Raw genomic sequence first — 18,405 nt, 5'->3', positions numbered from 1 at the left:
GTAGGTGACCCACCCATGTTTGTGGATCAGGTCAAGATATACGTAAAAGGTGGAGATGGCGGCAATGGAATGGTCGCTTTCCGTAGAGAAAAGTATGTACCTAAAGGCGGCCCAGCCGGTGGAGACGGCGGCCATGGCGCAAATGTTGTTTTTGAAGTGGAAGAAGGACTTCGTACATTAATGGATTTTCGATATAAAAGACATTTTAAAGCTCCGCGAGGGGAACATGGAATGTCAAAAAATCAGCATGGTAAGAACTCATCTGACATGATTGTAAAAGTTCCCCCGGGTACAGTGGTATCAGACGCTAATACAGGAGAAATCATTGCTGATTTAACCGAACACGGCCAGCGTGCCATTATAGCAAAAGGCGGACGTGGCGGACGTGGAAATACTCGTTTTGCTACACCGGCTAACCCGGCTCCTGAATTATCCGAGAAGGGCGAACCTGGCATTGAACGTGATATCATCATGGAACTGAAATTATTGGCAGATGTAGGTTTGGTTGGTTTCCCAAGTGTTGGAAAATCAACGTTGCTATCTTCTGTGTCAGCTGCAAAGCCGAAGATTGCCGAGTACCATTTCACCACAATTGTTCCTAACCTAGGTGTGGTCGAAACCGGTGATGGACGTAGCTTTGTTATGGCAGATTTACCTGGACTCATTGAAGGAGCACATGCTGGGGTTGGACTTGGGCATCAATTTCTGCGTCATATCGAGCGGACACGCGTAATCGTCCATGTTATTGATATGTCCGGTCAGGAAGGCCGCGATCCTTATGAAGATTATGTGACGATTAACAAAGAACTTGAAGAGTATAATCTGCGCTTAACGGAAAGGCCGCAAATTATCGCAGCAAGCAAAATGGACATGCCTGATTCTGAAGAGAATCTGAAAGCTTTCAAGGAGCGCCTGGGAGACGATGTTCCAGTTTTCCCGATTTCTTCCGTTACTCACGAAGGCTTGCGTGAATTATTATTTGCAGTTGCAGATAAGATTGAAGAGACTCCTGAATTCCCGCTTGAGCATGAAGAAGAAACAACTGGTGTCCATCGTGTCCTTTATAAACACGAAGTTGAAAAAGAAGAATTCTTTATTACTAGAGATTCGGATGGCACATTTGAGGTAACTGGTGATAAGCTGGAAAAACTGTTCAAGATGACAGACTTCAGCCGTGATGAATCCGTTAACCGTTTTGCCCGCCAGCTTAGAGCAATGGGTGTAGATGAAGCCCTTAGAAAACGCGGTGCAGAAGATGGAGATATTGTTCGTTTAATGGAATATGAATTTGAATTTGTTGATTAAAGATAAAGCTTAGGATGGTTTCAAAGAGGGTGAACTCGTTTGCAAAATAAAGCTGATAAGAAATTTTTTTTAGTCCGGGAAGATGTATTGCCAGAAGCGATGCAGAAAACCTTGCAGGCTAAAGAGATGATAGAAAGAGGAAGAGCCGTTTCTGTATGGGATGCTGTTAAAAGCGTAGATTTGAGCCGAAGTGCATTTTATAAATACAGAGATACGGTTTTCCCCTTTCATTCTGTTGTAAAAGAAAAAATTATTACGCTATTTTTCCATTTGGAAGACCAATCAGGCACGCTTTCTGAATTACTCGGTATCGTTGCATCCTCAGGGTGCAACGTGCTGACCATCCATCAGACGATCCCAATCCAGGGACGTGCAAATGTAACCCTGTCGTTAAATACAGGTGATATGCATATGGAAATGAATGAATTCATTAACCGTTTAAAAAGACTGGATTTCGTTGATAAGGTTGAAATTTTAGGCTCTGGAGCCTGAATAGATTTAACAATGTAAAATACATAGACAGATAGACAGAGAGGCTTAAAGCAGGGGGAGAACGTTGTGAACGTACGCATTGCATATCTTGGACCAAAAGCAACATTCTGTGATTTGGCTGCATCAAAATTATTTCCCGATGGTCAAAGACAGGCTTTTATGACAATACCTGAATGCATGGATGCAGTGGAAAACGAGTTCGTTGATTATGCTGTTGTACCGTTGGAGAATGCGCTGGAGGGATCAGTTAATATTACGCTGGATTATTTGATCCATGAGGTACGCATTCCCATCGTGGCGGAGTTTTCAGCTCCGATTCGCCAACATTTAATGGTCCACCCTAGTCATGTCAATAAATTAAATAGGATTGATCGAATTATTTCGCATAGTCACGCGATAGCTCAATGCCACAAATTTCTCCATGGAGAGATGAAAGGCGTACGCTGTGAAAATGTAACCTCCACTGCTGCGGCTGCACACTATATACAAGAGCATCCGGAGGAACGGACTGCTGCTATTGCAAATGAAATGGCAGCTGAAGAATATGGTCTATCGATTGTTAAGTCGGATATTCATGACTATTCTCATAATCGTACACGGTTTGTCATTCTTGGACACAAGCCTTTATCGGATAACATGATTACTGTCCAGCAAAAAGGAGAAAAAACAACGATTATGGTTATGCTGCCAGCTGACCATGCCGGCGCTTTGCACCAAGTGTTATCGGCGTTTTCCTGGAGGAAGCTGAACCTTTCCAAAATTGAGTCGAGACCATTAAAGACCGGTCTCGGTAACTATTTCTTTATTATTGATGTAGATCAGAAGCTGGATGATATCCTGCTGCCGGGTGCCATTGCTGAAATGGAAGCCCTAGGCTGCACGGTTACAGTTATGGGCAGTTATTATAGTTATTGTTGAATCTGTTTATATAAAATTAGGACCCTTGCTGAATGTAGCAAGGGTCCTTTTGTATAGGCGTTTTCTTGAGTTTTCCAGTGCTTAAGTTCGTGAGCTTAAAGTTCTGGGTTTATTCTTTCAAAAATCCTGCGTCCTTTAATGCCCGTACAGCTTGCTGAAGATTTTCTTCACTTGCTGACTCGATTGTATGGAGATGGATACCATTTGTTAGCTGGGACAAGAGAGAGGCTTTAGTATTTTTTAGCTTGGAGATAAACTGCCGGACATCGTCTCTATTGCTGATCATAATGGAAGCGGTCAGGTCTCCGTACAGGGGATGCTCTACTTTTACATCTTTCACGGTAACACCGCAATCCACTAAAAGCAATAATTCCTCTTCCGCTTGTTCGGCAGTATGTAAACTTGCTATAACCATTGTTTTCCGTTCCGTACTTGGATTGATTTGGTTTATATAAATATAGCCGTTCGGTGTGGCAATAATGGGTTCGTTCCGTGCTTTTAACACGGTAATATCCCCAACTATTATTTGGCGGCTGACTGAACATATAGTGGAAAGCTTACTGCCTGTAATGGGTTCGCGACGTTCTTTTAAAATGGTTAGGATGGCTTGGCGTCGGTCTTCTGTCGTGTGTTTTTTCTGCATCTTCTTTTGCCCTCCCTTATCTCCTTGATTTTCTGAGATATGCTTATCTTCATTGTACCATAGGGAATTTCCTTCATAAATAGAAACAAATCAGCATAAATTTTCATGAATCAATAGCAATCTGCCCAATCAATCATAGTATATATGGACATATGCGTAAGGAGGGATTATGCGTGAAGATACACATCGTCCAAAAAGGCGACACATTATGGAAGATTGCAAAGAAATATGGAGTTAGTTATGAAATGTTAAAGAAAATGAATTCACAGCTTAGCAATCCGGAAATGCTAATGCCCGGCATGAAAATTAAGATACCTGAAAATGCGTCTGCACCAGCAAAAAAGTGGAGCGATACAAAAGTGAATTTTGGAACAGTTAAAGAAGCTCCGATTTCAAGCGGGAATGCATATATGAAGGAAAGCATAAAGCCCGAAACGAAACCGGCTCCAAGTAAGCCAAAAGAAATGCCGATTAAGACACCACAAGCAGTGAAGGAGATGCCAAATCAACAGATGGATAATAAAAAAGAGAAGCCTATCAAAGAAAAGCCAAAAATGCCATACGTTGCTCCACAGGCTATCGTAAAGCCTGTTATACCTGAAATTGATATAAATAACTATTATTTAATGAACATGCCTAAAATGGAAATGCAAACACCTCCTCCTATGCCGAACCTTAAGGAACAACCAAAAGTCAAAGAAAAACCAAAGGTTAAAGAACAACCCAAAGTCAAAGAGAAGCCAATTGTAAAAGAAAAACCGAAAAAGATGGAAAAACCAAAACCAAAGCCAATGCCAAAGCCAATGCCGCAGTATATACCGGAATATTGTCCGCCAATGGTTCCGTACTATGATCCTTGTTGTGCGCCGGTTATGATGTATCCAAGCATGCCCTGCCCACCACCATACTTTAATCAACCATATATGACTGCACCTGCTTATCATCAACCATATCAACAACCATATTATCATCAGTCTTACTGGGGGCATGGGAATGATATGGAAGACAGCACCACCTTCCATACTGAGCAACACGAATCAGGCCAGATGATGGGAATGCAAGGTGATTATCAACCACAACAGCAGGGTTATAATCCAATTGAAACCATGTCCCCTCATGGTCAATATCCTGTACAAGGAATGCAAGGATACTACCAACACCCGGGATATGGTCATTATGGATATGAATCTGAACACTATGGTATGGAATCCCCTAGTCATATGATGGAGCATTCTTACCAGCAACAACAGCAATATGTTCCATTTGATGGCTATATACCACAGGGTTGCGGCTGTCCTGAGTCAGGAGCACATGGTGCCTTTTATCAGCCGATGAACCAATACCATCAGCAAGGGTCGGGTATGGGTCATTCAATGAACCAATATCATCAGCAAGGGTCGGGTATGGGTCATTCAATGAACCAATATCATCAGCAAGGGTCAGATATGGGTCATTCAATGAACCAATATCATCAGCAAGGGTCGGATATGGGTCATTCGATGAACCAATTCCAAGATCAAGGGCAAGATATGTCTCAGTCCATGAACGACTTCACACAACAAGGTATGAATCAGCCTATGTATCAACAGGCTATTCAACAACCGTATTATCAAGATCCTCAGTTTCATCAAAGATATGGGGGTCAGGAGTTTGAATCGGCATCTCCTTCCTATAATCCCGATGCTCAGTATGTGATACCGCATATCGAACCAGCAACATTTGATATGCCAAGGACACAAGAAGAAAGTAGTGAGCAAGAAGGTCAATCATGAAGGGAAATCAGGAAGGGGGCAGTCTCAAAGGCTGCCTCCTTACTTATTTGAATCAGCAAAAAATTGAGATCTATGAGATGAAGGCTATAAAGCCAAGGCTCATCAAGGTTAGCACGAATAAGGGAATATTTATTGCCAAACAATTTGTGAATCAAACAAGATTGCTCATGCAGTTCGAATTTTTGCAGAAGATACAAAAAACCGGGTTTAAAGGAGCTTATACGTTTTCCGATAAAATTAAGCCATTTGAATGTAAAGGGATATCGATTGGTTTTTTGGAGTACTTAACAAAGCATCCAAGAGTCTTTACGTATGAAAGCTATTCGGAACGTTTAGAGGGTTTGGCATTATTAAATAAGATGCATGAAGCATCCGCTATGGTGATCCAAGATTTAACGATGAAAAAGTATACATTTTCGCAAGTTTCTAAGTGGAGAGAGAGACTAGAAGAGTTTTCATCCAATATTAAAATTCTGAAGAGGATTATTCCCGAGCCTGTGCTGACAGAATATTTAAGAATGGGAGAATGGGTTTTAAATGAGTTGGACCCATACGAAATTGAGGATGTGGATGAAGAACCAGTTATTATTCATGGAGACCTAGCGTATCATAATTTTTTTAGAAAAGATGATGGAAAGCTACTCCTTATCGATTTTGATTTAATGGCAAAAGCTCCGCCTCTGATTGACTATTTACAGTATGCCAACAGGTTACTAATATATAATAATTGCTCATTGAAAGAGATTCTTTCTTTTCCTCAGTTTAAAAAATATCGAGAAAATCCATTCTTTTTAATAGGGCTTTGTTTTCCAACTGATATATACAGGGAATGGAATCGCATCTGTCGTGAGCAATTATGGGGTTCGAGTCATCGCCTTGGCTCCCTTTGGAATATTACAGTGGCAGATTTACCTAAGAGAATCGTTTTTTTAAAAGAATTGAAGTCTAAGTTAAGTATTTATAATAAGTAATTGTATAAAAGCATGAAAGGAATATTGAAATGCCTAATAAATGGATTGTAAAAGATGGGCATCGTCGATGTTCATCTTATTTGTAGTCAACTGGGGAAACTAATAAGGCCTGCAGGACGTGGCGAATTTTGTCTTCGTTCCTTAAATTCAAGTTCCTTCAGCTTTTCGTGAGATCTAGCTTCGGCTCCTAGGCCCTCGAGACATAAGGATAGCCACTGCGGGGGAAGAGCATCCCCTACGTGTCTCCCACTTATGCTTGTCGGACCTGAACAGTCACCTCAGCTTTTCGTATGATCCAGCTTCAGGGCCTAACCGCTCGAGACATAAGTGTAGCTGCTACGGGAGAGAAAAGGCGCTCTCCCTGCGCACCTCCTCTTATGCTTGTCGCGGCTGAGCGAGGCCCTTCAGCTTTTCGTATAATCCGGCTTCAGCTCCTAGCTCCTCGAGGTCATAAGGATAGCCACTACGGGAGGAAAAGACACCTCCCTACGCGCCTCTCCTTATGCTTGTCGGAGCTGAACAGTCCCTTCAGCACTTTGTATAATCCGGCTAGGGCCTAGGAGTTCGGGACATAAGCATGGCCTTTGCAGGAGGGAAGAACACCTCCTTCCGATCCCCTGTCTTATGCTCCTCACGGGCCTACACGATGTAGGTCATGAAGACGTTGCCACAGGACGTGGCGAATTTAGTCTTCGTTCCTTAATTCAAGGCCCTTCAGCACTTTGTATGATCCAGCTTCAGTGGCTAGAAGCTCAGGACATAAGTATAGACACTGCGGGGGAGGAACGTCCCCTACGTGCCTCTGTCTTATGCTCCTCGCGGGCCTACATGATGTAGGTCATGAAGACGTTGCCAACAGGACGTGGCGAATTTAGTCTTCGTTCCTTAATTCAAGGCCCTTCAGCTTTTCGTATAATCCGGCTTCAGCTCCTAGCTCCTCGAGGTCATAAGGATAGCCACTACGGGAGGAAAAGACACCTCCCTACGCGCCTCTCCTTATGCTTGTCGGAGCTGAACAGTCCCTTCAGCTTTTCGTATTACTTTCTATTTTTTGGGGGATACTGTTGGGGAGTTGTGATTATACATCCTAGTGAGGTGGGTTAGATGAATGGGCGGTACTTATTCCTGGTAGCGTGTTTGTTGTGTTTGATGGCTATCCCAGGTATGAATGATCACGCAGGTATGGCGGATAGAATCGATTACGGTCAGGATAGTCCGGTCCTTGGTATGGCTCCAATCCAGCGAACAGTCATACTTCAGCGTGTTTATTTGGATGGAGAGATGAGCGAAGAAAAAATTGAAGAAACCATCATTTCAATGGATGATTTTTGGAGAAAATATGATAAGTGGCTATTGGTAGATCAAAATGACGAGCAGCTTGTGTTCCAAACATATGTTGATGATATTTCTCCTTTATTAAAGGGGAACGGATATTTTGGAATTAAATCTGATGGTACGATTACGATTTTTAACGGTAAACCCGCTAAGGAACAAATCATCCAATCTTTCTATCAAATTGATTTGAAGAAGCTGGAGACTAATAAAAAATCGGAATTGCAAAGTGGTGTAAAAATTGTAAACAAAGAAAGATATCTTAAGTTTTTAGAAGTATATAAAAATTATTCAACCCCGGCTTCCAAAAAGCTTTAATAATTTTTAAAAGAGCTGATCGTTCATTTTGCGACAGCTCTTTTAGACGTTCACTTTAAAAATCATTCGCTCAAAAATCAAACATTTGTGCTGCTGGTGTATGATGGTTAATTGTAGTGTGGTACAATGGTTTACAGTCGAATTGGAGGAGAGGTAGACGTTGTACGATTTTATTAAAGGTCGGATAGACTATGTCTGTCCTGAATATATAGTAGTCGAAGCGAATGGGATTGGTTATTTAATTCATGCGCCAAATCCGTTTGTGTTTTCCGGTACAAAAGAGGAAAAGAAAATCTATGTACACCATTATGTACGGGAAGATTTACAGGCACTGTACGGTTTTAATTCAAGAGAAGAAAAGAAATTATTTATTAAATTATTGAATGTCACAGGCATCGGGCCAAAGGGTGCGCTGGCTGTACTTGCGAGCGGAAGAGTCGATCAGGTCGTGGAGGCTATTGAGGCTGAGGATGAAAAATTTCTTGTTAAATTCCCGGGTATCGGGAAGAAAACAGCAAGACAGATGATTCTTGATTTAAAAGGAAAACTTGAGGATGTTTCCCCGGATGCGTTCCCTGATTTATTCCAAACCGCAGATGGCAAAGAATTGAGTTATTCAACCAAGAATATAGCATTAGAGGAAGCATTGCTAGCTTTACAGGCACTTGGTTATTCTGAGAAGGAAGTTAAAAAAGTAGTGCCGAAGCTTGAAAAAGAAGAGAAAACGACAGAGGAATATATTAAAGGTGCATTACAGCTTATGTTGAAATAGGAGGTGGAGAAACTTGGATGAACGAATCATGGACCTGCAGGCACAAAATCAGGATGAGGCGTTTGAATTTAGTCTGAGACCCCATTCACTTGAACAATATATCGGGCAAGATAAAGTAAAGGAAAATCTCCGTGTCTTTATTGAAGCAGCCAGAATGAGAGAAGAAGCGCTTGATCATGTGTTGCTGTACGGACCGCCTGGACTTGGGAAAACGACTTTAGCTACAATCATAGCCAATGAGATGGGAGTGCAAATTCGGACAACCTCAGGACCTGCTATTGAGCGTCCCGGCGATTTAGCTGCTATATTAAGCTCTCTTCAACCTGGTGAGGTTCTATTTATTGATGAAATTCACCGTCTGCCAAAGTCTGTTGAAGAAGTACTTTATCCTGCGATGGAGGATTTTTGTCTCGATATCGTAATCGGTAAGGGACCGGGTGCACGTTCTGTACGATTGGATTTGCCTCCTTTTACCCTTGTGGGTGCCACAACAAGGGCTGGTGCTTTATCAGCGCCGTTACGTGACCGTTTCGGAGTCATTTCCAGATTGGAGTACTATACAGAGTCTCAATTACAGGAGATTGTTACACGTACAGCCCAAGTGTTGGACATCGTGATTGAAGAAACAGCAGCGAACGAAATTGCCCGCCGTTCAAGGGGAACTCCAAGGATCGCAAACAGGCTGCTTAGGAGAGTGCGTGACTTTGCACAGGTACGAGGCGACGGAGATATTCAATATGGTTTAGCTGATTATGCATTGGAACTGATGCAGGTTGATAAAGTTGGACTTGACCAGATTGATAGAAAATTATTGCTGGGAATCATAGAGAAGTTTAAAGGTGGACCTGTGGGGTTAGATACGATTGCAGCCACAATTGGTGAAGAATCTGGCACGATAGAAGATGTATACGAGCCCTATTTGATGCAGATCGGATTTATGCAGCGTACCCCTCGCGGCCGTATTGTGACTGAACATGTGTATCGCCACTTTAATATGGAAGTGCCAAATTCATGAATCATTTGCCAAAAACGATTATGATGATAGGTGTGGCCATTTTTGTGGTTGGTTTTCTCATGCAATACATTAAAATAGGACGTCTTCCTGGTGATATTCTGATTAAAAAAGGAAATACTACATTTTATTTTCCGATTATGACATCTATTATTGTCAGTATTTTATTATCTGGATTATTTTATATCATCAGCCGTTTTAAATGAATGGTTGTTCCGAGAGTCCGCAAAATTCCTGATTTTTTAAGGAATAGATATTGAGGCCAGTCCACATGAATGGTAAGCATGAAGCAGTTGGCTTATGGATGGATATGCAAGTATCCACCACAATGCGCGCTGCTTGATTACTAGTTAAAGAAATGGAAGTGTCACCATGAAAGTAGATTTATTTGATTTTCATTTACCTGAAGAATTAATTGCTCAAACCCCGCTTGAAAAACGTGAAGAAAGCAGGCTGATGGTCCTCGATAAAGAAACAGGTCATCTGGATCATACCCAGTTTAAGCATGTTAAAGAATTTTTAAAACCTGGAGATTGCCTTGTCCTAAACGATACCAAAGTATTGCCGGCCAGGCTGCATGGTGAGAAGAAGGATACAGGTGCCCATATAGAGCTTCTTCTTTTGAAACAAATCAAAGGGGACGTATGGGAAACACTTGCCAAACCAGCTAAACGTATTCGAGTTGGAACGGAGGTTGTGTTTGGAGATGGTCAGCTTACAGCTGTTTGTGTAAAAGAGATGGAGCATGGCGGCAGAGAATTTGAATTTAATTATGAAGGTATCTTTTATGAAGTATTAGAGGAACTGGGTGAAATGCCTTTACCTCCGTATATAAAAGAAAGATTATCTGATAAGGACCGGTATCAAACCGTGTATGCAAGAGAAGAAGGGTCGGCAGCCGCGCCAACAGCCGGATTGCACTTTACGGAAGAACTTCTTTCCGAGATTAAAGAAATGGGTGTTCATTTAGCCTTTATTACGCTTCATGTCGGGCTCGGAACATTCCGTCCGGTTTCCTCCGATACAATTGAAGGGCATGATATGCATTCAGAATTTTATCAAATGAATGCTGAAACAGCTGAGCTTCTGAATCGGGTTAGGGATGAGGGAGGCAAAATATACTCGGTAGGAACAACCTCCACGCGTACCCTTGAAACAATTGCGAGAGATTATAATGGTGTATTTGCTGAAGCGAGCGGATGGACTAACATTTTTATTTATCCAGGATTTGAATTTAAAGCGATTGATGGAATGATTACGAATTTTCACTTGCCTAAGTCCACATTAATTATGTTGGTCAGTGCACTTGCAGGGCGTGAACATGTATTAAATGCCTATAATACAGCTGTTCGTGAGCAATATAGATTCTTTAGCTTTGGCGATGCAATGTTTATTAAGTAAGATTTTTGAGAGGAGTATCACGATTGACAGCAATCCGTTATGAATTAATTAAAACATGTAAACAAACAGGAGCCCGTTTGGGACGAGTCCATACACCGCATGGAACTTTTGAAACACCCGCTTTTATGCCTGTAGGAACTTTGGCTACAGTTAAAACGATGTCACCGGAAGAATTAAAGCAAATGGGTGCCAATATTATTTTGGGTAATACGTATCACCTATGGCTGCGCCCTGGTACAGAAGTGATTAAAGCTGCCGGTGGATTGCACAAATTTATGAACTGGGATCGTGCGATTTTAACTGATTCCGGCGGTTTCCAAGTATTCAGTCTGAGTCAATTCAGAAAAATTGAAGAAGAAGGCGTACATTTCCGTAACCATTTAAACGGCGATAAATTATTTTTATCTCCTGAAAAGGCGATGGAAATCCAAAATATTTTAGGATCTGACATTATGATGGCATTTGACGAATGTCCTCCATATCCAGCTTCACACGAATATATGAAGAAATCGGTTGAGAGAACCTCCAGATGGGCAGAACGCTGCCTAAAGGCACACGAAAGACCAAATGATCAAGGTTTATTTGGTATTGTACAAGGGGGAGAATATGAAGATCTCCGCCGCCAAAGTGCTAAAGATTTAGTATCCTTGGATTTCCCGGGATATGCAATTGGCGGATTGAGTGTAGGTGAACCGAAGGATGTAATGAACCGTGCTCTTGAATTCACGACTCCATTATTACCGGCTGATAAACCACGTTATTTAATGGGTGTAGGTTCTCCGGACTCCTTAATAGATGGAGCAATGCGTGGGATTGATATGTTTGACTGCGTATTGCCAACGAGAATTGCCCGCAATGGCACATTGATGACATCTGAAGGAAGATTAGTGGTTAAGAATGCCAAATATTCTTTGGATTTTGGTCCATTGGATCCGAATTGTGACTGCCATGTTTGTAAAACATATTCAAGAGCGTATATTCGCCACCTTATCAGATGTGACGAAACATTCGGAATTCGCTTAACCTCTTATCATAATCTATATTTTCTGCTAAACTTAATGGAGCAAGTTCGACAAGCTATCAGAGAAGATCGGCTTGGAGACTTTAGGGAAGAATTTTTTGAGAATTACGGGTTTAATAAACCAAACGCAAAAAACTTCTAACCGTTCCTATAAAGCGTCGAAAGGAGTGAAAATAAAATGGTACTATCACAATTTTTGTTACCAATCTTATTGTTGGTGTTTTTCTACTTTGTATTAATTCGTCCTCAACAAAAGAGACAAAAAGCTACTGATCAAATGCAAGCTGCCTTGCAAAGAGGCGATAAAGTCGTGACGATTGGCGGTCTTCATGGAACTGTAGATTCAATTAATGATGGCACTGTTATCATTAAGAGCCCAGACGGTTCTCGTCTAACATTTGAGAGAAGATCTATTTCCCAATTGGTTGAGAAAAAAGAGAGTCCAGTGGTAGAAAATTAATATGTGAAAAAGAGAACCTAGCCATAAGGCTAGGTTTTTTCTTAATCTCTTGAAGACCCTCCACTCATATTTACACCTAATACACCGCCCATCATTGCTGTAATAATAAAACAGCCATTATAGATAAGCTGCCTGGATGTAAAAACGCTCTCAAGGCCTAGGTATTGATAGAGGAAAACAATTAAGGTATAGATAAGGCCTGTACCGCCTCCGAGCAGCCATCCTTGCTTTTTTCCTTTTCCGCCGGATATAAAACCTCCAATAAACAAAGTTAAAAAAGAAAGAGCCATGATGATGTACGTTAATGAAGATTCGGAAATACTGGTGAATCTGAGCAGTAATGAAAATAATAAGCTAAACGAAGCAGCCATAATAAAGATAGTTACAACCCCATACATGATGGCTGAACCCATGTTTTTCGTTCCGATTAGAATCAACCCCTTTTAAGTCTATTCAAGTCTTTATACATAATTTATTCTGAGCAATTTTTTTTAGAATGATTTTTTGTACAACCCGTTAATTAAATGACTATTTTTTGCATTTTAACTGCACACTAATTGGAGCATGTGATTAAAGGGGAGAGAAAGGATGCTCGGTTTACTTGAAATTATGGGTCGTACGGGCCTTATATACTTGATTATCTTGTTGGTTTTTCGAATTATGGGAAAACGGGAAATAGGGGAACTTAGTCTGCTTGATTTAATTGTTTTTATGATGATGGCAGATATAGCTGTTATAGCAATTGAAAATCAAGACGATAGTATGTGGAAATCGATTTTACCAATAGCGACCTTATCTATCATTCAAATTACGTTTGCCTTTATATCACTTAAATGGCCATTCTTCCGTAAATTGCTTGATGGAAAACCATCTATTATTATTCATAAAGGTAGAATTGATAAAAATGCAATGAGAAAGCTGCGTTATAATTTTGATGATTTGCTTATGCAATTACGTGACGAGCAAGTAGAGAAAATGAGTGATGTTGAATACGCGATCTTTGAGCCTTCAGGGAAATTGTCGATCTACAAGAAGGAAACAAACAAAAAGCATGGGAAGCCAGGTCTCGTCTTTCCACTTATTCAAGATGGAATAATCCAGAAGCAAAATCTAAAAGAGATTGGAAAATCAGAAAGCTGGCTCACGCAAGAGTTGGCGAAAAAAGGATATTCAAATATAAAACAGATCTTCTTTTGCAGTATAGAAGACGGTGAATTATTCATTATTAAATAGGATTAATCTGGATTATTATGGGAATAAAGCTAATTTAGATAAAAGAGGACCAATCTTAGGGACTCTTCTGATTTCCTTTTTTCGTATTAAGCCTGTTAATAAACAGCCTATAGCAAAGACAGTTACAATAACAGCGGCAGAAAGAATTAAACGTTGGATTAATGGGACTCCGACTGACCACTGTTCAAAGAGCATATGTCCAATTAATCCAGAAATGGACATGACGACGAGAGCCATAATGTATTCGTGCAAGTAAATCGTTAAGTGGACTTTCTTCATAACGGTAGCAAAATGTAAAAGTGTAACCAAAACTGTAGATACACAAATGGCGATAGCAGCTCCCATAATCCCAATATTCGGCTGGGTTACGAGCGTTATAATAAGGATGATTTTTATGACTGATCCAATTAGACTGTTAAACATCGCCGCTCTGGCCATATTTAGGGCCTGCAAAGTAGCCTGTAAGGGGCCCTGGAAGAAGAAGAGTAAAAAAAAGGGTGCCATAAATTTTACATATATACTGGCATGGCTATTATGATACATGACCTGCATGACTGGTTCAGCCAATACATACAGAGTAACGAGGGCAAGAGAACCGCTTAAAAAGGCAAATCGCAGTGACTGCTGCAATCGGTGAATCACTTGTTTGATATTGCCTTTATAATAGGCTTCACTGACAGCAGGAACTAATGAGGTTCCAAGCGAATGGGTGATAAAGGAAGGGAGCATGAGCAATGGTACAGCATATCCTGCCAGTTCACCATATTGTGCAGTTGCCATGCCTGTCGCAACCCCCGCTGCCAAAAGACTTCTTGCCACAACAATCGGTTCGATAAACCACGTAACTGACCCAATCATTCTGCTCCCTGTAGTAGGAATAGCGATTGATAAAAGCTCCTTTAGTGTATCTTTACCAGATGAAACATAGCTGAAAAACTGTTTTCTAAGCTTAAATTTCTTTTTGAATTTGAACATCAACATTAAATAGAGCAAAGAGGCAATTTCTCCAATGACTGAAGCAATCATGGCACCTGCAGCTGCATATTCAATTCCATAGGGTAAAAAGGCTTTCGTCATTGCTGCAATCATCGAAATACGTACAACTTGTTCAATAATATTTGAGATAGCATACGGCTTCATATTTTGTTTCCCTTGAAAGTATCCGCGCAAGACCGCTGAAACAGCCGTAATTGGAACGATTGGTGCGATTGCCAATAACGGCAGTAAAGTACGGGAGTCTGTAAAGACATGTGTTGATAGATAGGGAGCAAGCATAAATAACAGAGGAGTGAAAATAAGCGATAGGCCTCCTGTTACGCATAAGGAAACAACCAGTATTTTCTTCGTTTTTTGATGATCCCCCTTTGATGATGCCTCTGCCACAAATTTTGAGATGGCAATTGGCATCCCAAGCTGTACCACAGCAATAACTAAATATAATGATGGCAAGGCCATCATATATAGACCAACACCCTCTTCACCAATAAAGCGGGCAATCACGATTCGATTTATAAATCCTAAAATCTTTGTAATGAATCCTGCAATCAATAAGATTACAGTCCCCCTTATAAACTTGGACATTCAATTCCTCCCTCCTTCTCAAACGAGCAGCAATCATATACAATTATTTATATGCATGCAAATGGACTAACCATGACAAGCTTCACACAATAAAGTGTGAAATCCATGAAATTGAAGGTTGGAGGACGATGAAATTGGACAAACAGCATCCGTACGAGAAATTTCGTTCAGAAATGATACTCGCTTTAGAAAGTAAACAGGAAGAATTTCAGTTGTTAGGTTATCCAGAAGTTGAAGTAAACGATATTTGGATGTATTTGACGAAGAAAAAGTGGAAGAAACCAAATCTTGAAATACGGTCACATGAAGTTTTTCAGGATATTATGAGTATTAAAGTGGCAGATTTTATGAACTATGTAACCATGGAGGCATTACGAGAAGGAGAGGCTATGAAGAAAAATATGGCTTCCGGTTTGGGAGAATTCAGAGATTTATTTTCCTGATTTTTCAATAAGATAAAGTGATATCTACCCAAACCGTAATTACCAATCTTTGTCGAATCAAATTGACACTTTGTATTCTATCTTTCATAATAAGAACGGTAAAATTAAATTTTAAAGATTGAAACAACTGGAATAAAACTTAGGAACCGAATATATCGGATAATTATGTTTTATTAAAGTAGCGTCCTTCCATGCTGCTTCAATCGGGAAATTTTGATTAGGAGGCTATTTACATAATGGTTAAAAGAAGTAGAATCCTGGCTTTCTTCCTTATTGTAATCGTATTAGGAGTTACCCTTGGTGGAACAACGTCTAATATAATGCATAATATTAAGCTGGGCCTTGATTTACAAGGCGGGTTTGAAGTTCTTTATAAAGTTGAGCCGGCTAAAGATGGACAGAAAATTGATGAAAAAGCAATGGCGGCTACTGCCAGTGCATTGGACCGAAGAATCAATGTTCTCGGTGTCAGTGAGCCGAGTATTCAAGTTGAAAGCGGAAATAGGATTCGTGTACAGCTTGCAGGTGTAGATGATCAAGAGAAGGCAAGGGAACTTCTTTCAACGCAAGCTAATTTAACTTTTCGTGATGTGAACGATAAAGTGAAAATGGATGGTGGGGATCTAAAAGAAGGAGGAGCGAGCCAATCCTTTGATAGTCAAACAAATCAGCCTATTGTACAGGTCCAATTAAAAGATGCAGATAAATTTGGACAGGTTACAAGTGAAGTATTGGCCATGGCTCCAGAGAATCAGTTAGCTATTTGGCTGGATTTTGAAGAAGGAAAAGACTCCTATAAAGAAGAGATAACAAAAGAAGATCCTAAATTTATTTCTGCACCAAATGTGAATCAAGTGATTAATTCAGATACAGCCGTCATCTCAGGTGACTTCACTGTAGAAGAGGCTAAAGACCTCGCTGAAATTTTAAATGCTGGTGCCCTGCCGGTTAAACTAGATGAAATCTATTCAACATCGGTCGGTGCTAAATTCGGTGAAGAAGCATTAAATAAAACGGTTTTAGCCGGAATTGTTGGGATCTTGGCAATCTTTATTTTTATGGTTGCTTATTACCGTTTCCCAGGCGCGATTGCGGTTGTATCATTATCTGCCTATATTTATTTAGTCATTCTCATATTTGATTGGATGAATGCAGTTCTTACATTGCCAGGTATAGCTGCCCTCATACTAGGGGTAGGAATGGCAGTTGATGCAAATATTATTACAAATGAACGGATCCGGGATGAAATTCGTAAGGGACGGTCCATTAAGGCAGCCTATAAAGAGGGGAATAAGCACTCTTTAGCCACAATCACGGATGCTAATATTACAACCTTACTTGCAGCGGCTGTTTTGTTCTTTTTCGGAATAAGCTCAGTCAAAGGTTTTGCGACCAGTTTGATTGTCAGCATATTAGTCAGCTTTATAACGGCTGTGTATGGGACAAGATTAATTATGGGCTTATGGGTGAACAGTAACTTCCTTAACAACCGGCCAGGCTGGTTCGGGGTTAAGAAAAGCGAAATCCATAACCTAAATGAATTTAAAAAGGATAAATACTTACCTACCAAATTTGATAAATGGGATTTCATTAAGCCTGCTAAGAAATTTTTTATCTTTTCAATTCTGTTAACCTTGATTGGAATTGGATCCTTATTTATAAATGGATTAAATACAGGAATCGATTTTTCCAGCGGGTCCCGAATTCAAATCAATGCTGATAAAGAACTAACAGTAGAGGAAATCCAAAAAGATCTTACTGAAAACAAAATTGAATCACAAGATATCGTTATGGCAGGCGTGGATAATAAATCGGCTGTCGTGCGGACAAAAGATGTCTTTTCAAAAGATGAAATAGCTGATTTAAATAAATACTTTGATACCAAGTATGGACATAATCCAAATATCAGTACGGTATCCCCGACTATTGGTAAGGAGTTAGCCAAAAATGCGCTGATTGCCGTAGCAATTGCTTCAATTGGTATTGTTATTTATGCAACGCTCCGATTTGAATGGAGAATGGCACTTCCTTCTATATTGGCGCTTTTGCATGATGCGTTTATGATTATAACGGTATTTAGTATTTTTAGAATTGAAGTGGACTTAACATTTATAGCTGCTGTATTAACTATTATTGGATACTCGATTAATGATACAATCGTTACGTTTGATCGTATTAGAGAAAATATGCAAATGAAAAAACGTATTAAGACTCAGGAAGAAATTAATGAGATTATTAATATCAGTGTTCGTCAAACAATGGTCAGATCTATCAATACAGTATTAACCGTATTAATTACCGTGTTGGCGATGATGTTCCTTGGAAGCGAATCAATCTTTAATTTTAACTTTGCTCTACTAATCGGTTTGGTAACAGGTATGTATTCTTCTATTTTGCTTGCAGCACCTATATATGGCATCTTAAAAGGCAAAGAGCTGAAGAAAAAAGGTGTTATCAAGACATACAAAGAAAAACGTGTTAACACAGATGAACCGCAAGTATAATGTAATTCAACAAAACAAATCCCCATTCCACACTTTTGGAATGGGGTAGTTTTTTATAAGGATTGTCAACGGAAGTAATAGTGTCTTTCTATTCATTCTTGATCAACATATACTGGAATTTAAATCAGTATGTAAGAAATGAAATGGGTGAATAATAGACTTGTAATCACTCCCTCCCATTATGTTTCCTCCTTTTGAGATAAGGGAATTAATACTATATACGTTTA

The 18,405-nt window shown here is 40.1% G+C and carries 18 protein-coding genes; 15 read left to right on the top strand and 3 right to left on the bottom strand.

The genetic code is table 11. The features are described from left to right. Positions 1-15 precede the first annotated feature (15 nt). The 3 genes from obgE to pheA all read left to right on the top strand — a co-directional run bounded on the left by obgE (position 16) and on the right by pheA (position 2,715). A complete protein-coding gene (gene obgE / locus AC4G3L_RS05590; protein ID WP_491075981.1) occupies positions 16-1,305 on the top strand; it encodes a GTPase ObgE in 1,290 nt (429 codons plus the stop codon). A 39-nt stretch (positions 1,306-1,344) separates the two neighbouring features. Next, a complete protein-coding gene (locus AC4G3L_RS05585) occupies positions 1,345-1,797 on the top strand; it encodes an ACT domain-containing protein (protein ID WP_491075980.1) in 453 nt (150 codons plus the stop codon). A 66-nt stretch (positions 1,798-1,863) separates the two neighbouring features. Then, the gene (pheA, locus tag AC4G3L_RS05580; RefSeq protein ID WP_491075979.1) at positions 1,864-2,715 is read left to right on the top strand and encodes a prephenate dehydratase; all 852 of its coding nucleotides are present in this window, start codon (positions 1,864-1,866) and stop codon (positions 2,713-2,715) included. 109 nt (positions 2,716-2,824) lie between these two features. Here pheA and AC4G3L_RS05575 read toward each other — a convergent pair whose 3' ends face one another. Continuing rightward, positions 2,825-3,358, bottom strand: a complete 534-nt coding sequence (locus tag AC4G3L_RS05575; protein WP_491075978.1) for a transcription repressor NadR — start codon at positions 3,356-3,358, stop codon at positions 2,825-2,827. A 173-nt stretch (positions 3,359-3,531) separates the two neighbouring features. On the opposite strand from AC4G3L_RS05575, the gene safA reads away from it, so the two are divergent. The 9 genes from safA (at position 3,532) to yajC (ending at position 12,417) form a co-directional block, all read left to right on the top strand. Continuing rightward, positions 3,532-5,130 carry a SafA/ExsA family spore coat assembly protein gene (safA, locus tag AC4G3L_RS05570; protein ID WP_491075977.1) on the top strand — a complete coding sequence of 533 codons (1,599 nt, stop codon included), beginning with the start codon at positions 3,532-3,534 and terminating at the stop codon, positions 5,128-5,130. Beyond that, positions 5,127-6,101, top strand: coding sequence for a phosphotransferase (locus AC4G3L_RS05565; protein ID WP_491075976.1), 975 nt, complete (start codon positions 5,127-5,129; stop codon positions 6,099-6,101). The genes safA and AC4G3L_RS05565 overlap by 4 nt, the downstream gene beginning before the upstream one ends. 1,104 nt (positions 6,102-7,205) lie before the next feature. Continuing rightward, the gene (locus AC4G3L_RS05560) at positions 7,206-7,751 is read left to right on the top strand and encodes a BofC C-terminal domain-containing protein (RefSeq protein WP_491075975.1); all 546 of its coding nucleotides are present in this window, start codon (positions 7,206-7,208) and stop codon (positions 7,749-7,751) included. Positions 7,752-7,911: 160 nt separating this feature from the next. Then, positions 7,912-8,523, top strand: coding sequence for a Holliday junction branch migration protein RuvA (ruvA, locus tag AC4G3L_RS05555; protein WP_491075974.1), 612 nt, complete (start codon positions 7,912-7,914; stop codon positions 8,521-8,523). 28 nt (positions 8,524-8,551) lie between these two features. Next, positions 8,552-9,538 carry a Holliday junction branch migration DNA helicase RuvB gene (ruvB, locus tag AC4G3L_RS05550; RefSeq protein ID WP_491076243.1) on the top strand — a complete coding sequence of 329 codons (987 nt, stop codon included), beginning with the start codon at positions 8,552-8,554 and terminating at the stop codon, positions 9,536-9,538. Beyond that, a complete protein-coding gene (locus AC4G3L_RS05545; protein WP_491075973.1) occupies positions 9,535-9,741 on the top strand; it encodes a DUF2905 domain-containing protein in 207 nt (68 codons plus the stop codon). Before ruvB ends, AC4G3L_RS05545 begins: the two co-directional genes overlap by 4 nt. A 166-nt stretch (positions 9,742-9,907) precedes the next feature. After that, the gene (gene queA / locus AC4G3L_RS05540) at positions 9,908-10,936 is read left to right on the top strand and encodes a tRNA preQ1(34) S-adenosylmethionine ribosyltransferase-isomerase QueA (protein ID WP_491075972.1); all 1,029 of its coding nucleotides are present in this window, start codon (positions 9,908-9,910) and stop codon (positions 10,934-10,936) included. Between the two features lie 23 nt (positions 10,937-10,959). Continuing rightward, positions 10,960-12,099 (top strand): tRNA guanosine(34) transglycosylase Tgt, encoded by a 1,140-nt coding sequence (gene tgt, locus AC4G3L_RS05535; RefSeq protein ID WP_491075971.1) that lies wholly within the window; start codon positions 10,960-10,962, stop codon positions 12,097-12,099. 36 nt (positions 12,100-12,135) lie between these two features. Next, positions 12,136-12,417 (top strand): preprotein translocase subunit YajC, encoded by a 282-nt coding sequence (yajC, locus tag AC4G3L_RS05530; RefSeq protein ID WP_491075970.1) that lies wholly within the window; start codon positions 12,136-12,138, stop codon positions 12,415-12,417. A 41-nt stretch (positions 12,418-12,458) separates the two neighbouring features. Here yajC and AC4G3L_RS05525 read toward each other — a convergent pair whose 3' ends face one another. Further along, positions 12,459-12,854 carry a TIGR04086 family membrane protein gene (locus tag AC4G3L_RS05525; RefSeq protein ID WP_491075969.1) on the bottom strand — a complete coding sequence of 132 codons (396 nt, stop codon included), beginning with the start codon at positions 12,852-12,854 and terminating at the stop codon, positions 12,459-12,461. A gap of 151 nt (positions 12,855-13,005) precedes the next feature. Here AC4G3L_RS05525 and AC4G3L_RS05520 point away from each other — a divergent pair, with 151 nt between their 5' ends. Further along, entirely contained in the window at positions 13,006-13,650 is a 645-nt protein-coding gene (locus tag AC4G3L_RS05520; protein WP_491075968.1) for a DUF421 domain-containing protein, read from the top strand. A gap of 15 nt (positions 13,651-13,665) precedes the next feature. On the opposite strand, the gene spoVB is transcribed toward AC4G3L_RS05520, so the two are convergent. Further along, positions 13,666-15,231, bottom strand: coding sequence for a stage V sporulation protein B (spoVB, locus tag AC4G3L_RS05515; protein WP_491075967.1), 1,566 nt, complete (start codon positions 15,229-15,231; stop codon positions 13,666-13,668). 128 nt (positions 15,232-15,359) lie between these two features. Between spoVB and AC4G3L_RS05510 the strand changes: the two genes are divergently transcribed. Next, a complete protein-coding gene (locus AC4G3L_RS05510; protein WP_491075966.1) occupies positions 15,360-15,674 on the top strand; it encodes a post-transcriptional regulator in 315 nt (104 codons plus the stop codon). A 236-nt stretch (positions 15,675-15,910) separates the two neighbouring features. Beyond that, positions 15,911-18,178, top strand: coding sequence for a protein translocase subunit SecDF (gene secDF / locus AC4G3L_RS05505; RefSeq protein ID WP_491075965.1), 2,268 nt, complete (start codon positions 15,911-15,913; stop codon positions 18,176-18,178). Positions 18,179-18,405 lie beyond the last annotated feature (227 nt).

The organism is Bacillus sp. z33, from assembly GCF_058313615.1.
This window is presented reverse-complemented; position numbering and strand designations above follow the sequence as displayed.

Coding starts and splice junctions, on each gene's coding strand:
- obgE (WP_491075981.1), top strand. CDS start 16: ATGTTTGTGGATCAGGTCAAGATATACGTAAAAGGTGGAGATGGCGGC.
- AC4G3L_RS05575 (WP_491075978.1), bottom strand. CDS start 3,358: ATGCAGAAAAAACACACGACAGAAGACCGACGCCAAGCCATCCTAACC.
- AC4G3L_RS05565 (WP_491075976.1), top strand. CDS start 5,127: ATGAAGGGAAATCAGGAAGGGGGCAGTCTCAAAGGCTGCCTCCTTACT.
- AC4G3L_RS05560 (WP_491075975.1), top strand. CDS start 7,206: ATGAATGGGCGGTACTTATTCCTGGTAGCGTGTTTGTTGTGTTTGATG.
- ruvB (WP_491076243.1), top strand. CDS start 8,552: ATGGACCTGCAGGCACAAAATCAGGATGAGGCGTTTGAATTTAGTCTG.
- AC4G3L_RS05545 (WP_491075973.1), top strand. CDS start 9,535: ATGAATCATTTGCCAAAAACGATTATGATGATAGGTGTGGCCATTTTT.
- queA (WP_491075972.1), top strand. CDS start 9,908: ATGAAAGTAGATTTATTTGATTTTCATTTACCTGAAGAATTAATTGCT.
- yajC (WP_491075970.1), top strand. CDS start 12,136: ATGGTACTATCACAATTTTTGTTACCAATCTTATTGTTGGTGTTTTTC.
- AC4G3L_RS05520 (WP_491075968.1), top strand. CDS start 13,006: ATGCTCGGTTTACTTGAAATTATGGGTCGTACGGGCCTTATATACTTG.
- spoVB (WP_491075967.1), bottom strand. CDS start 15,231: ATGTCCAAGTTTATAAGGGGGACTGTAATCTTATTGATTGCAGGATTC.
- AC4G3L_RS05510 (WP_491075966.1), top strand. CDS start 15,360: ATGAAATTGGACAAACAGCATCCGTACGAGAAATTTCGTTCAGAAATG.
- secDF (WP_491075965.1), top strand. CDS start 15,911: ATGGTTAAAAGAAGTAGAATCCTGGCTTTCTTCCTTATTGTAATCGTA.